The organism is Thioclava electrotropha (assembly GCF_002085925.2).
GTDB lineage: Bacteria > Pseudomonadota > Alphaproteobacteria > Rhodobacterales > Rhodobacteraceae > Thioclava > Thioclava electrotropha.
Genome location: NZ_CP053562.1, coordinates 730,354 through 744,111, shown reverse-complemented (window position 1 = coordinate 744,111; position 13,758 = coordinate 730,354). Strand labels below are relative to the sequence as shown.

Genomic DNA, 13,758 nt, shown 5'->3' with positions numbered 1-13,758 from the left:
GCAACGGCAGGGTCTTGGCTGGATCGTCGGGCCGAGCGGCTGGGAGACCGACCGTCAGGGTGCAAGAGGTCGTTCCCGAAAAACCGGGTTTCAGAGCCATCTCGCGGCTCTTCAGACCTAATAGGTATCGAGCGATACCTCCCGACGGGTAGCGTCCTCCTCTACCCGGCTCAATCAAGCTTCGGCTAAACTGACAAAGTGAGAGGCGTTTGGCCAAGACCAAGTAAGTCTGCCTTTATGCCGGGAGGGTATAGTATGGAAATGCGGCAGCTCCGCTATTTCGTGGCGGTGGCGCGGGAGAGGAGCTTCTCGCGTGCGGCGAACACACTCAACATGGCACAGCCTCCTCTGAGCCGGCAGATTCAGATGCTCGAGGCGGAGATGGGCGCGGAGCTGATCGACCGCTCGGTGCGTCCGTTGCGCCTGAGCCCGGCTGGGCGTCTGTTCCTGAAGCAGGCCGAACAGATACTCGGCCATGCCGAAGCGACGAAGGTGATGATGACGCGAACGATCAAGAGCGCCAAGCGCAGCGTGGTCTTCGGCTTCGTCGCCTCGACGATGTATGGTCGATTTCCAGCACTCATCCGAGGTTTTCGCAAGAAAGCCAGCGATATCGAAGTGCATCTCGTCGAGATGAGCAGCCTTGAACAGATTAACGCCTTGAAGGAAGGAAGGATCGACGCGGGTTTTGGCACCCAGCGGTTCGAGGACACTGACATCCGGCGCGTTCTGCTGCGTGAAGAACAAATGATCGTCGCTCTTCCGATCACGCATCCCCTGGCCGGAACCGACGCGCCGCTGCCCCTGTCGCGGGTCGCCGAAGAGCCGCAGATCCTTTACCCGAGCAAGCCGCGCCCGAGCTACGCCGATCAGGTTCTGACGGTTTTCCACGACCACGGACTGACGCCGATGATCGCCCATGAAGCCCGCGAACTGCACATCGCCCTCGGCCTCGTCGCGGCCGAGGAGGGTATCGCGGTCGTGCCTGCTTCTCTGGACAGGCTCCGGATGGAAGGCATCTGCTATCGTCCCATCGAGGAACACCCCACTTCGCCAATCTTCATGAATTACCGGCAAGGAGACACCTCGCCGCCCATCTGCCTGATGAAGGAAGTCATCTGCGAAATGTATCCCGACTGGGGTTACGCCGTGCCTGAGGGCCTGCGCGAACCCTGACCCCTTGCGGAGCAGTTTCATTCTAAGCGAGCGCGGCCCTATGAAGCACGTGTCAGAGGAAGAAATACGACCGCGTCGGGGCATGACCTTTCTCGCGATACGTTCCTCGTGCCCGCGCGATCTGCCGGAGGGAAAAACACCCACGCCGAAGGATACCCGCTGTGGGAAAGATGGGGGGGCCGGATTTACCAAAAATCGAACCGAGTGGGTCGGCAAAAGGACGCAAGCCATACCCCTGGAGGAAAGCTTCTTTGCCGAGACGACCAATTCAGCTCAAAAGCAGGGAAGACCGCTCTCGATCGTCCGCTTGACTAGATATAGGCGCGTGTGGTGAGCAGTCTTCTCTGGCTGAGCGACGAGAAGATGGCACTGCTCGAGCCGTTCGTCAGAAAAACAGTCCAATGGACTGTTTTCTGATCTTCCTCACTTCCGAAGAGCCATGGCCGCCCACGGGTTGATGATCGTCATATTCTGAGCGGGATAATCTTCATAAACCGCAATGGGTTGCACTGGCGCGATGCACCGCAGGAATACGGTCCACCCAAAACACTCTACAACCGCTGGAAGCGTTGGAGCGAGATGGGCTTCGTGCGCCCAGTGATGGAAACCCACCCTCTGGCCTGGACCTTCTTCTTGCCCTTCACAATGGTCACGACCTTCGCAGTGGTGAACCTCCTGGTGGGCCTGATCGTGGATTCTATGCAGGACGCTCATTCAGAAGAGGAGACCAAGCGCACCGGTGCCTACCGGGATGAAGTTCTCCTGCGGCTCGACGCGATCGAGCGGCGGATCGGCGATCTTCGGAGAGGCGACCAAACGGGCGAGTGACGCGGGGAGCCGGGGTGCGTATGAGGCAACCTCGACCGGACTTTGAAGGCGTGAGTTGCCATGGGGGGCGCCACTATCTCTCATAGTCCGCCCTATCTGATTGCGGGGCTCTGAGGGCATACATCTCTCGCTGCAAAGACGCGCAGATCCTCGTAGAATTCGGCGAACGCAATTATAAACGCCGCAATCGGACCGAAATCATGGTCGGCACAAGAAAGAAAAACGTCAGACACAAATCCGTCACTTTCCCACCGTCCTCTCGCCACCTTCTCGCTCAAAGGTTGAGTGGTCGTCATTTCAATTTAAGGAACGACACTTTCTCCAAATAGTTATCTTGGAGCCTAAAATGCATATTTTTTGGTCTTTTTCTTACCTTATATCTCTGCTTTGCCCGAGATGTGATCCCGTTTTCTCAGCCCGCCTTGAGACCCTCAAGGCCATCCAGGCTTTTCCACCCTACCGCTATCGACGGCGTGAACCACCCACACCCTTTCAAGCACATCGTCGAGTGACCTGACGCAGTTAGCCCCTCAAGCTGTCAGGTTGGTGGCGGGAGCAGCCGGGCGATCGCCCGGCTGCTTCGCGTTCATCTGAGCCTTCCCCGGCCTTCTTCTATGTCAGCTTCTGAAGCTCAAATTGTCTAATCTTTTCGGAGGCATGCCAAAGCAAAGAGCGATTACGTCGCTTTGAGCCTCCCGGTCGCACGAACCCACCGTTCTATTCAGAAAACGGAGGACGAGAGACATCGAATAAGCGGCACAAGCCGGAAGAGATTGCCATGAAGCTTAGGCAGCTAGGACGTTCGATCGACGACACATCATGCTCAGAACGTATATCGACATGCGGGTGAAGCTCCGGGCTCGCAGGAGCTCGTTCAACAGCAAGAGGGTGCGGTTCTAGGTGCGGCCCGTCGTGTATCGTCCCCTCCCCTTTTCAAGTCACCGGCATCTCTTCAAAGCAGCTCTGGTCACATAGAGCGGCGGCCCGGCGCTCGACGGATAGAGCGCTGGGACGAGGTATCAACCGATCTGCGCGGATGCGGGGCCGAAGAACTCATAGTGAATGCGAGCGTCCGGAACGTTTGCTGCCTTCAGACCGGAAACCATCTCCTGCATGAAGCCCGTCGGGCCGCAGATGAAATAGTCCGCCCTAGCGGGATCGCTGATCTGCACGAGCCAGTTCGGATCGACGCGGCCGGTATGGACACCATTCGCGACATCATTCTCTTCCGGCACCTCATAGAAGACGTGGCTCTCATGCGCCTTCGCACGGGAGGTCGCGGCAAGCGCATGGGACTGGCCGTTCCGCGTCGCGTGGACATAGACCATCCGCAGATCGCCGCCGCCATAGCTCTCCAGCATCGAGATCATCGGGGTGAGGCCAACGCCGCCTGACAGCAGAACCACCTCTCGCTTGTCTGCGGGATCGAGGAAGAACTCGCCAGCGGGCGCGGCCACGTCGAACTCGGCGCCGACCTCGACCGCATCATGCAGCCAGTTGGAGATCCGCCCGCCGGGCTCGCGCTTGACGGTGATGCGGTAGGACTGACCATCCGGCGCCGAGGAGATCGAGTAGTTGCGCCGATACTCCTCGCCTTCCGCAGGTGCAAAGCGGAAGCTCAGATACTGACCGGGGCGATGCTTGAGAACAGGCAACCCATCCACGGGATAGAGCGTGAAGGACGCGATCTCGGAGGTTTCGCTGTCCTTCGCGCCAACCTTGAAGCGCCGCCACCCGCGCCAGCCGCCGTCCTGTTCTTCCGCACCGGCGTAGATCTCTTCTTCTCGCTCGATGAGCGTATTGGCAAGGAACCAGTAGGCCTCGCCCCAGGCATTCAGAATCTCGGGGGTCGCGGCCTCGCCCAACACCTCGGCGACAGCGCCCAGCAGCGCTTCGCCGACATGGGGGTAATGCTCGGGGAGGATCTGCAATCCGACATGTTTCTGTGCGATCCGTTCCAGCGCATCGGCCAAGACCCCGGGATTCCGGATATGGGTCGCATAGGCCACCAGCGCGCCCGCGAGCGCTTTGTGCTGCGGCGAGTTGCCATGTTGATGCGACATGTTGAACAGCGCGCGGATTTCGGGAGCAGCGAGCAGCCTGCGATACATGACCGGCACGATCTGATCGACGTGCTCGGCGACGACGGGTGCAGTGGCTTCGATGATCATGAGTGTGTTTTCCGAGAGCGGCTTGGCCATCATTGTCTCCTGGGCTATAAAACATACCAATGAACCGCATCTATTCTCTCGGGAATTAAGATGCCAATCACAGGTATGTTTTTCCCGTGCGACATTCTGTCCGGACTCGCGACACGAGACGGGTCGCTTGGGAGACCGCTCAGGAGAGATGTGCGAATGCGCTTGAACGACACTACGGACCTTGCCTTGCGCGTCATGATCTACGCGGCATCGATGCAAGACCGCCGCTTCACGATCGATCATCTCGTCGCGGCCTATCACGCGCCTCGAAGCACGGTCATGAAGGTCGTCAACGCGCTGACCCGAGGCGAATTTCTGACTGCCCAACGCGGCCGGTCCGGCGGCCTGGGGCTTGCACGTGCCGCCCAAGAGATCGGCGTCGGAACAATTGTGCGCCACATGGAGACGGATTTCGATCTCGTCGAATGTATGCGCAGCGGCGGCGATTGCGCGATCACAGCGTCCTGCCGTTTGATTTCCCCCTTGGCGGAAGCCCGGGCGGCTTTCTTGGCGACGCTCGACAGCTACACGATTGCCGATATCGCGATCTCGCCGCGCGATTTCGGGCTGGCAGCATCATGAGACGGCGATCCTGAGGACTTAAGATCAAAAATCTTGACCGAGGCCGTATCACTCTGAGCAACTAACAATAATCAATCCATAAGACCGAAGAGCTGAGCCGACGACTGGGGTGAAGAATGGAGATTGAAGCCCGATCCCCTCTCGGGTCGCGCTGCGTGCCGCTGGAACCGGCAATCTTGGCCACTCGGGGGATCGCGGCATCGCGAGTTGCAAGACGAGCCCCCCTCTTTGGTAGTTACGCAGCGATGATCGCCCCCGGCTGCGCGATCACCTCGAGCGCGCAGGCATGAGCCTGAACAAGGCAGTCCCTGTCTGAAGCGCCCCGAAAATGCGCGGCGAGCCATGCACCGTTGAAACTGTCGCCGGCCGCGGTGGTATCGACCACCTTTTGCGCGGCAGGCAGGTCGAGCGGCTTGGCGGTGGGATCGAGCGATATCGCCCCTCCTGCGCCCATCTTCAACGCGCCTTTGCGCGCGCCCCAGCCGTTGAGCCGCGCTCGCACCGCTTGCGCATCGCGATCACCGAAGAGAGCCATCTCGTCATCCAGCGAAGGCAGCGCGATATCGGCGATGCGCCACGCCGCCTCGGTCACGGCGCGGGCGGTCTCGATATCTTCCCAGAGCCGCGAGCGGTAGTTGGAATCGAAAGCCACCCGGGCGGGATGTGCCTCCAGATGTGCCAAGAGCGAGAGGCGCACCGAATGGGGCAGGATCGCCAGCGTGATCGCGCTGAGATAGATCAGATCGACCCCTTCAAGCTGCACGAACCCATCCTCGAACAGGCAGCGCGCCGCGGAGTGGCCGCGCCAATAGGAAAAGCTGCGCTCGCCCTTTGCGTCGAGTGCGATCGCGTAGATGCCGGGCAGGCGCTCGGGATGGCGACGGATGCGCGCGCAGCCCACACCTTGGGCGGCAATGAAGCCGCTCATGCGATCGGAGACAGCATCGCGCCCCAGCACGGTGACGAATTCGACCTGCGCCGCCTCCCCCGCTGCGCGCGCAAGATAAACCGCAGTGTTGAGCGTATCTCCGGCAAAGCCGATCTGCTGCTCGGGGCGGTCGAAAGACAGCTCGACCATCGCTTCCCCGACGCAGGCGATCACGGGTTTCTTCGTCACATCACCGCTCCGATTTGCCACGGCTGGAATTCGTTATCGCCCAGCCCGAGGTCTTCCGATTTGGTTTTTTCTCCGGACGCGAACCTCAAGATCGCCTCGAAGATTTCTTCACCCTTGTCAGCGATCGACACGCCTTGGCTCAGGATGTCACCGCAGCCGATATCCATATCGTCGGGCATCGCCTCCATCAGCCGGTCCGAGGTCGCCAGCTTGATCGTCGGCGCGGGTTTCGAGCCGAAGGCGGAGCCACGCCCGGTGGTAAACACCACGATCTGCGCGCCTGCCGCGATCTGGCCCGTGGCCGAGACCGGATCGTAACCGGGGCTGTCCATGAAGCTCAGCCCCGGCGTGCGGACCTGTTCGGCATAGTCGTAGAAAGCCCGCAGCGGCGTCGCCCCGGCCTTCGCGACCGCGCCAAGAGATTTTTCCAAGATCGTGGTAATCCCGCCCTGCTTGTTGCCGGGGCTCGGGTTGTTGTCCATCGAGCCGCCGCCCTGCGCGGCATAGACCTCCCACCAGTCGAGACAGCCAAGGAGCTTTTCGGCTACCTCGGGCGTGGTGCGGCGCAGCAGCAGGTCTTCTGCGCCATGGATTTCGGGTGTCTCGGAGAGGATCACGCCACCGCCCTGCCCCACGATCAGATCCGAGGCCACGCCCAGCGCCGGATTCGCGGTGATCGCGGAAAACCCGTCCGAGCCGCCGCATTGCAGCCCGATGCGCAGCGCAGAGACCGGGCAGGCGCTTCGGCTGGCCTTGTTTGCCTGCGGCAGGATCTCGCGCAGCTTCGCCTTGATCGCCTCGATCGTGGCGCGGGTGCCGCCGGTTTCCTGAATGGTCAGCGCATGGAACCGTTCGGTCCCCGCAGACCCGAAATGGGCCTCCATGCGCGCGATCTGCATCACTTCGCAGCCCAAGCCCACGAAGATCGCCGCACCGACATTCGGGTGGGTCGCATGGCCCCAGAGAACACGCTCGAGGCTGTCCGCCCCGCGCCCGCTCGCCGCCATACCGCAGCCGGTGCCATGGGCGAAGGCGACGACACCGTCGACATTGTCATAGGGGTCGAGCGCGCCCTCGGCCGTGATCTCGGAAGCTGCGCATTTGATCACCGTGGCCGAGCAGTTCACCGTGGCGCAGAGCGCGATATAATTGCGCGTGCCAACCCGACCATCGTCCCGCGCGTATCCCATGAAACTGCGCGGCGCGATATCGGGGATCGCGGCCTCGGCGCGGGCGAGATCGGCGCCGATCTGGTGAGCCTCGTCATGTTCGGAATAGCTGACATTATGGCTGTGAACATGTTCGCCCACCGCGATCGGGGCGCTGGCGCGGCCGATGATCTGACCGAACTTGATCACCGGATCTCCCTCGGCCATCGCGACGCGCGCCAGCTTGTGCCCGGCGGAGACCGGATGTGCAAGCGGCGCGCCCGTGCCGAGCGGAGTGCTGCCCGCATCCGCCCGCGCGGGCAGAACGGCGACCGTGTCGCGCGGATGCAGTGTAATCGCTTCAGCCATCGCGACGCCCCCTCAATCCTGCGATCACGCCGCGCATTTCAGCCAGTCCGCGCATCCGCCCGATAAGCGGGTAGCCAGGAAAGGAGCCGCGGGCGGCGTCGTCGAGCAGGACATGACCGTGATCGGGCCGGAATGGGATATGTGCGTCCGCGCGCCCCTCGGAGGCCCGGCGTGTTTCCTCAGCGAGCAGTGCGGCAGCTACCGCAACCATATCGCTATCGCCACCCAGATGCGCGGCCTCCTCGAAACTGCCATCGGGATCTTTGCGCACGTTACGAAGATGCGCGAAATGGATACGCGGCGCAAAGCGCTCGGCGATCGCGGGCAGATCGTTGGCCGGGTTCGCCCCGAGCGAGCCCGTGCAGAGCGTCAGCCCGTTCGCAGGACTGTCATGGGCCTGCAAGATCCAGTCGATATCCTCGGCATTGGAGACGATCCGCGGCAGACCCAGAATGTCACGCGGCGGATCGTCGGGATGGACACAGAACCGCAGGCCCAGCTCCTCTGCCGCGGGGATCACCTCATCGAGGAAGCGTTTGAAATTGCGCCGGATCTCGTCGCGATCGATGCCGTCATAAAGCGCGAGCTGGTCCCGCAGGCCGGCGATGTCGTAGCGGTCATAGGCGCCCGGCAGCCCCGACATGATCGCGTGCAACAGTGCATCGCGCTCGTCCTGTGTCGAGCCCTCGAACCAGGTCTTGGCGCGGGCGCACACTTCAGGAGAATAATCAGCCTCGGCCCCTTCGCGCCCCAGCATGTGAATCTCGAACGCCGCCATGCGGTAGGCCTCGAAGCGCAGGCAGCTCCCGCCCGTGGCAAGCGGCGCGGTCAGATCGGTGCGGGTCCAGTCCAGCACGGGCATGAAGTTGTAGCAGATCGTGGTGATGCCCTCGGCGGCGAGATTGGCCATCGATTGGCGGTAATTGGCGAAAAGCGCGCTCAGATCGCCTTCGCCGCGCTTGATCCGCTCGTGGATCGGCAGGCTTTCGACCACATACCAATGCAGCCCCGCCGCCTCGATCCGGGCGCGCCGATCGGCGATCGCCTCGCGCGACCAGACCTCGCCATAGGCGATCTCGTGCAGGGCGGTGACAATGCCCGATGCGCCCGTCTGCGCGATCTGCGGCAGGGAAATCGTGTCCAGCTCGGGGCCATACCAACGCCAGCTCTCGATCATTGGAGAACCTCCCGCACCGCGGCGCGCGCGCCTTTTTCGACGAGCGCGCGATAGGCCTCCGTGACCGGGGCCTGCAGGGATTGTGCGAGCTCGGGCGGAAACACAGAACGCAACGACAGAAGCGCCGCAACCTTGCCCTCGGCATCCGCGGCACTGTCGGAGAGCGCACGCAACTCAGCGGCCAGCGGGTCTTTCACCTCGATCGGCTGCCCGCTCTCGTCGTCGCCGCTGACGTAGCGCATCCAGGCCGCGATCGCGAGCATCAGGCCCGGGCAGCTCCGCCCTGCCTTCAACGCATCGGCGACGGTGGCCAGAATGCGCTGCGGCAGTTTCTGGCTGCCATCCATCGCGATTTGCCATGTCCGGTGACGGATCGCGGGATTGGCGTAGCGCTCTGCGAGCGCGTCGGCATAACGCTCGAGCGAGACGCCCGGCGGCGGGGTCAGCGAAGGGATGATCTCGTCGCGCCACAGATAGCGCACGAAGTCGGCCATCACCTCGTCGTCCATCGTGTCGGAAATCGTCTCGAACCCCGCCAGATAGCCAAGATAGGCCAGAGAGCTGTGGGTGCCGTTCAGCATCCGCAGTTTCATATGCTCGAACGGAGTGACGTCGCTGACCATCTCGACACCGACCGCGCCCCAATCGGGCCGCTCGCCATCGACGAAATCATCCTCGATCACCCATTGGCGGAACGGCTCGTGCATTACCGGCAAGGCGTCGTGCCAGCCGGCGAGCTCTTCGAGCCGCGCGATGTCCTCGGGCTTCGTCGCGGGCACGATGCGGTCCACCATGGTCGAGGGGAACCGCCCCTCAGCCGCGATCCAGTCCGCCAGCTCCGGGTCGATCCGGCGCGCCAGATCCAGCACCACGCCGCGCAGCAGCCGGCCGTTTTCGGGCAGGTTATCACAGCTCATCGCGGTGAAGGGACGCAGGCCGCGCGCGTGGCGCAGCTGCAGCGCACGCACAAGATAGCCGGGCGCAGAGACGGGCAGGTCGTTGGCCATGTCATGCACGATATCGGGATGATCGGGGTCAAGCGCGCCGGTCGCGGGCGAATGGCAATAGCCCTTCTCAGTGATCGTGAGCGATACGATGCGCACATCCGGATCGGCCATCACGTCGAGCACTGCTTGCGGATTTTCGCGGGCCACCAGAATATCGCTGACGATCTCGATGCGCTCGGGCGTTTCGCCCTCGGGGCCGAACTCCAGCCCGCTATAGGCGAAATCCTGCGGCGCCAGCGCATCGCGCATCCGCGACGATTGCAGCGACACGCCGGTGATCCCCCAGTCGCCGCCGCTTTTCGCAGCAGCCTCAGCCGTGTAGATCGCCCCATGGGCGCGGAAGAACGCGCCGAGGCCGAGATGGACGATACCGGTTTTGAGCTTCGCGCTTTCGCGGGTGAGACGTTCAGCGGGCAAGCCAGCCTCCATCGACATTCAGCACCGCACCATGGATGTAGCGCGCGGCGGGGGAACACAGGAAGGCGGCGGTGCCGCCGATATCGGAAGGATCGCCCCAGCGCCCGGCCGGAATTCGCGCAAGGATCGCTTCGCTGCGCTCTGGATCGGCGCGCAGAGCCTCGGTGTTGTTGGTCGCGATATAGCCGGGTGCGATGGCGTTTACGTTGATCCCTTTGGCCGCCCATTCGTTGGCGAGGATCTTGGTCAGCCCCGCCACACCATGCTTGGATGCGGTGTAGGACGGCACGCGGATGCCGCCCTGAAAGGATAGCAGCGAGGCGATGTTCACCACTGCCGAAGGCGTATTGCCCTGCTCGAGCGCGGCGCGGGCGAAGGCTTGCGTGGTGAAGAACAGCGCCTTGAGGTTCACGTCCATCACCGCGTCCCAATCGGCTTCGGTGAAATCCAGACTGTCCTCGCGGCGGATGATGCCCGCGTTGTTCACGAGGATCGAATAGCCCACATCCGTGAAGCTGTCCTGCGCGGCCATTGGGTCTGCGAAGTCGAGGAGCAGCGCCTCGCCCTGCCCGCCCGCATCCGCGATCATCTCCAGCGTCTCGGTGCATTCGCGCCGCCCCGCACAGGTCACATGCGCGCCTTGCGCAGCCAGCGACACCGCGATTGCCTGACCGATGCCGGTATTCGCGCCGGTGACGAGGGCGCGGCGGTTCTCCAGCGAAAACGGGCTCATTTCAGATCCGCCGGCTGGACGAAGTCCATGTCGGTGTAATCGACATTGTCGCCCGCCATCGCCCAGATGAAGGTGTATTCGCCGATCCCGGCCCCGGAGTGGATCGACCACGGCGGCGAGATCACGGCCTCTTCATTGGCGATCATCATGTGGCGGGTCTCGGTCGGCTCGCCCATCAGATGCAGCACGCGCGCCTCAGGTGTCATGCCCCAATAGAGGTAGGCTTCCATCCGCCGGTCATGGACATGCGCGGGCATCGTGTTCCAGACCGAGCCTTCGACCAGTTGCGTGTAGCCCAGCACCAGTTGGCAGCTTTCCATCACGGTGGGATGGATGAACTGGTTGATGACGCGTTTGTTGGAGGTCGCAGCTTCGCCCAGCTCGACGCGGTTCGCCTCGGCGAGCTTGATCAGGCGATGGGGACAGGCGCGATGCGCGGGTGCGGAGACCAAATAGAACCGACCGTCGCCCTCAAAAGTCACCGGACCTGCGCCCATGCCCAGATACAGCACATCGCCGCGCCCCATCTCCCAAGCGTCGCCAGCGGCTGAGACGCGTCCCGTTCCGCCGATATTCACGATGCCCATTTCGCGCCGGTCGAGGAAGGTGGCGGTCCGCGTCTCGTCCACCACGTCGAGCGTGAGCGGCGCGCCGTTCGGCACCGCGCCCCCGAGCGTGAACCGGTCGTAATGCGTGTAGATCAGGCGGATTTCGCCGGGCGCGAACAGCCCGGTGCCCAAGAAATGCTCCCGCAGCTCCTGTGTGCCCATCGTGCGGGCGTGGTCGGGATGGATGGCGTGGCGGGTTTCTACGCTGAGCATTGAATGTCCTTTCACAAAAAATCGTCGCGGCGCGGGGTGAAGCAGTCGAGCAGCTCCCCCGCTTCGACACAGACACAGCCGTGTTCGGCGCCGGACGGTATCATCAGGCTGTCCCCGGCGCGGAGCACGTGCTCCGCACCGTCCAGGACAAATCGAAATTCCCCGGAATTGCAGTAGGTGGCCTGCACGTGAGGATGGGAGTGGAGCGCGCCCTCTGCCCCGGCCTCGAAACGAACCGAGACCAGCATCATCTGCTCGTTTTCGGTCAGAACCTGGCGGGCGATGCCCTCATCGGGATAGGCGATCGGGTAGCTCATGGGAAAACTCCTCTCAGTGGAAGACCGACGGCAGCCAGAGCGAAAGCGCGGGGATGTAGGTCACCAGCATCAGCGTGGCGAAGGTCGCGAAATAGAACGGCCAGATCGATTTCATCACCGTCGTGATCGGCACCCGGCCCACTGCGCAGCCGACGAACAGCACCGCACCGACCGGCGGCGTGCAGAGACCGATCCCGAGGTTGAGCACGAGGATCACCCCGAACTGCACCGGATCGACGCCGAAGGCCTGAGCCACGGGCAGGAAGATCGGCGTGGTGATCACGATCAGCGGCGACATGTCCATGAACGTGCCCAGCACCAGCAGCAACAGGTTGATCAGCAGCAGGATGACGATCGGATTATGCGAGAAATTCTCGAGCAGATTGATCAGCTTGGCCGGCACTTGCAGATAGGCCAGCAGCCAGCCGAAGGAGGCCGCGCAGCCGATCACCATCAGCACCATCGCCGTCGTGCGCACCGCGCCCTTGGTCGCTTCGATGAAATCCGACAGCTTCATCGTGCGATACAGGAAGACGGTCACCAGAAGCGCGTAGACCACCGCGATATTGGAGCTTTCAGAGGCGGTAAAAATGCCCGAGCGCACGCCGCCGAAGATGATCAGGATCATGATCAGACCGGGCATCGCATTCCAGAACAACCGCCCGAGGGCCCTGCGACCGGGAAACGGTTCGGTCGGGTAGCCGCGGCGTTTGGCGACGAAATAGGCGGCGGTCATCAGCGACAGCGCAAGCACCAGACCCGGAATGATCCCGGCGGTGAAGAGATCGGCGATCGAGATCTTCCCGCCTGCCGAGATCGAATAGATGATCATGTTATGGCTGGGCGGCAGCATCAGCGCGATGATCGCCGCCGTGACCGTGATGTTCACGCCGTAATCCGCGCCGTAACCTCGTTCGCGCATCTGCGGCACCATCAGGCCGCCCACTGCCGAGGCATCCGCCGCAGCCGAGCCCGACACGCCGCCGAACATGACCGAGGCGAGGATGTTCACCTGCCCCAGCCCGCCGCGCATATGCCCGACCAAGGCACCCGCCAGCGCGACCAGCCGCCGCGCGATATCGCCGCGCACCATCAGGTCACCGGCATAGATGAAGAACGGGATCGCCATCAGCGCAAAGACAGAGACGCCGGAATTCAGACGCTGGAACACCACCACCGGGGGAAGCCCGAGATAAGTGACTGTCGCGAAGGAGGCCACGCCGAGACAGAACGCGACCGGCGTTCCGATCAGCAGAAGGACGGTAAAGGTCCCGAACAAGATCCAGAGTTCCATCGGTTCAGTTCCCTTTGCCAGTTACAGCATTGCCTTCAAGCTCTGCCGCATCGTGATCGTCGCCGAACCGCGACGTAGACAGACCCGCGAGCCGGCGCAGGATGCGCTCGGCGCAGAAGATCATCAGCAGCGCTCCGCCCGCCGCGACCGGCACGAAGCGGAAAGCCCCGGAAACGCCGAGCCCCGAAATCGTCGTGGCGGCCATCTTGTCCGCCAGCTCCCAGCCGTATTTGAGCATCCCGAAACCGAAAGCCGCGACAACGAGGTCCGAGATCGAGAAGAAGGTCAGGCGCACCTTTTCGGGCAGCACGAAAAGCAGCACGTCGAAGCTGAGGTGGTAGCCCTCCCGGATGCCGACAGCCGCGCCGAGGAAGATGAACCAGCCCATCAAGATCACGCTCGCGGGCTCGGCCCAGAAAAGGCTTGAGCCGAGAACGTAGCGATAGAAGACCTGGGCGAAGACGAAAGCCGTCATCAGCACCAGACCGATCCCTGATAGCCATAGGGCAGCCCGGCCCAACCAGCCCGTCCAGACGGCCAGTTTTTCCACAACGTTGCGCATCGGTGGGAA

12 protein-coding genes and 2 pseudogenes are annotated in these 13,758 nt (G+C 62.7%); 4 read left to right on the top strand and 10 right to left on the bottom strand.

Annotated elements, in window-relative coordinates; genetic code table 11:
- Window positions 1-255: 255 nt before the first annotated feature.
- The 3 genes and pseudogenes from AKL02_RS03780 to AKL02_RS03770 form a co-directional block, all read left to right on the top strand.
- The gene (locus AKL02_RS03780; RefSeq protein ID WP_078540057.1) at window positions 256-1,176 is read left to right on the top strand and encodes a LysR family transcriptional regulator; all 921 of its coding nucleotides are present in this window, start codon (window positions 256-258) and stop codon (window positions 1,174-1,176) included.
- Window positions 1,177-1,506: 330 nt separating this feature from the next.
- Window positions 1,507-1,779: pseudogene (locus AKL02_RS03775) on the top strand (transposase); the annotation flags it as partial.
- Window positions 1,756-2,004, top strand: a pseudogene (locus tag AKL02_RS03770) (ion transporter); the annotation flags it as partial. The pseudogenes AKL02_RS03775 and AKL02_RS03770, both read left to right, overlap by 24 nt.
- A 1,019-nt stretch (window positions 2,005-3,023) precedes the next feature.
- Here AKL02_RS03770 and hmpA read toward each other — a convergent pair.
- On the bottom strand, window positions 3,024-4,205 hold the full coding sequence (gene hmpA / locus AKL02_RS03765; RefSeq protein ID WP_083079739.1) for an NO-inducible flavohemoprotein: 1,182 nt from the start codon (window positions 4,203-4,205) through the stop codon (window positions 3,024-3,026).
- Between the two features lie 156 nt (window positions 4,206-4,361).
- On the opposite strand from hmpA, the gene AKL02_RS03760 reads away from it, so the two are divergent.
- Window positions 4,362-4,787, top strand: a complete 426-nt coding sequence (locus tag AKL02_RS03760; RefSeq protein WP_083079741.1) for an RrF2 family transcriptional regulator — start codon at window positions 4,362-4,364, stop codon at window positions 4,785-4,787.
- 235 nt (window positions 4,788-5,022) lie between these two features.
- On the opposite strand, the gene AKL02_RS03755 is transcribed toward AKL02_RS03760, so the two are convergent.
- From AKL02_RS03755 to AKL02_RS03715, 9 genes are read right to left on the bottom strand one after another with little or no spacing between them, the layout of a single operon-like run.
- Window positions 5,023-5,904 carry a sugar kinase gene (locus AKL02_RS03755; protein WP_232621711.1) on the bottom strand — a complete coding sequence of 294 codons (882 nt, stop codon included), beginning with the start codon at window positions 5,902-5,904 and terminating at the stop codon, window positions 5,023-5,025.
- Entirely contained in the window at window positions 5,901-7,421 is a 1,521-nt protein-coding gene (locus tag AKL02_RS03750) for a UxaA family hydrolase (RefSeq protein WP_083079743.1), read from the bottom strand. The genes AKL02_RS03755 and AKL02_RS03750 overlap by 4 nt, the downstream gene beginning before the upstream one ends.
- Complete coding sequence (gene uxuA, locus AKL02_RS03745) at window positions 7,414-8,598, bottom strand: mannonate dehydratase (RefSeq protein WP_083079745.1); 1,185 nt, start codon at window positions 8,596-8,598, stop codon at window positions 7,414-7,416. The genes AKL02_RS03750 and uxuA overlap by 8 nt, the downstream gene beginning before the upstream one ends.
- Complete coding sequence (locus tag AKL02_RS03740) at window positions 8,595-10,034, bottom strand: mannitol dehydrogenase family protein (protein ID WP_083079747.1); 1,440 nt, start codon at window positions 10,032-10,034, stop codon at window positions 8,595-8,597. The genes uxuA and AKL02_RS03740 overlap by 4 nt, the downstream gene beginning before the upstream one ends.
- On the bottom strand, window positions 10,012-10,755 hold the full coding sequence (gene kduD, locus AKL02_RS03735; RefSeq protein ID WP_083079749.1) for a 2-dehydro-3-deoxy-D-gluconate 5-dehydrogenase KduD: 744 nt from the start codon (window positions 10,753-10,755) through the stop codon (window positions 10,012-10,014). Before kduD ends, AKL02_RS03740 begins: the two co-directional genes overlap by 23 nt.
- Window positions 10,752-11,576, bottom strand: coding sequence for a 5-dehydro-4-deoxy-D-glucuronate isomerase (gene kduI / locus AKL02_RS03730; protein ID WP_083079751.1), 825 nt, complete (start codon window positions 11,574-11,576; stop codon window positions 10,752-10,754). Before kduI ends, kduD begins: the two co-directional genes overlap by 4 nt.
- A gap of 11 nt (window positions 11,577-11,587) precedes the next feature.
- A complete protein-coding gene (locus AKL02_RS03725; RefSeq protein WP_078545539.1) occupies window positions 11,588-11,893 on the bottom strand; it encodes a cupin domain-containing protein in 306 nt (101 codons plus the stop codon).
- Between the two features lie 13 nt (window positions 11,894-11,906).
- Entirely contained in the window at window positions 11,907-13,187 is a 1,281-nt protein-coding gene (locus tag AKL02_RS03720) for a TRAP transporter large permease (protein WP_078540065.1), read from the bottom strand.
- A 4-nt stretch (window positions 13,188-13,191) separates the two neighbouring features.
- Window positions 13,192-13,749, bottom strand: coding sequence for a TRAP transporter small permease (locus AKL02_RS03715; protein WP_083079753.1), 558 nt, complete (start codon window positions 13,747-13,749; stop codon window positions 13,192-13,194).
- Between the last annotated feature and the right edge of the window lie 9 nt (window positions 13,750-13,758).

Excerpts from the sequence above, each read along its gene's own strand:
- AKL02_RS03780 (WP_078540057.1), top strand. The coding sequence starts at position 256 with ATGGAAATGCGGCAGCTCCGCTATTTCGTGGCGGTGGCGCGGGAGAGG.
- hmpA (WP_083079739.1), bottom strand. The coding sequence starts at position 4,205 with ATGGCCAAGCCGCTCTCGGAAAACACACTCATGATCATCGAAGCCACT.
- AKL02_RS03760 (WP_083079741.1), top strand. The coding sequence starts at position 4,362 with ATGCGCTTGAACGACACTACGGACCTTGCCTTGCGCGTCATGATCTAC.
- AKL02_RS03750 (WP_083079743.1), bottom strand. The coding sequence starts at position 7,421 with ATGGCTGAAGCGATTACACTGCATCCGCGCGACACGGTCGCCGTTCTG.
- uxuA (WP_083079745.1), bottom strand. The coding sequence starts at position 8,598 with ATGATCGAGAGCTGGCGTTGGTATGGCCCCGAGCTGGACACGATTTCC.
- AKL02_RS03740 (WP_083079747.1), bottom strand. The coding sequence starts at position 10,034 with ATGGAGGCTGGCTTGCCCGCTGAACGTCTCACCCGCGAAAGCGCGAAG.
- kduD (WP_083079749.1), bottom strand. The coding sequence starts at position 10,755 with ATGAGCCCGTTTTCGCTGGAGAACCGCCGCGCCCTCGTCACCGGCGCG.
- kduI (WP_083079751.1), bottom strand. The coding sequence starts at position 11,576 with ATGCTCAGCGTAGAAACCCGCCACGCCATCCATCCCGACCACGCCCGC.
- AKL02_RS03725 (WP_078545539.1), bottom strand. The coding sequence starts at position 11,893 with ATGAGCTACCCGATCGCCTATCCCGATGAGGGCATCGCCCGCCAGGTT.
- AKL02_RS03720 (WP_078540065.1), bottom strand. The coding sequence starts at position 13,187 with ATGGAACTCTGGATCTTGTTCGGGACCTTTACCGTCCTTCTGCTGATC.
- AKL02_RS03715 (WP_083079753.1), bottom strand. The coding sequence starts at position 13,749 with ATGCGCAACGTTGTGGAAAAACTGGCCGTCTGGACGGGCTGGTTGGGC.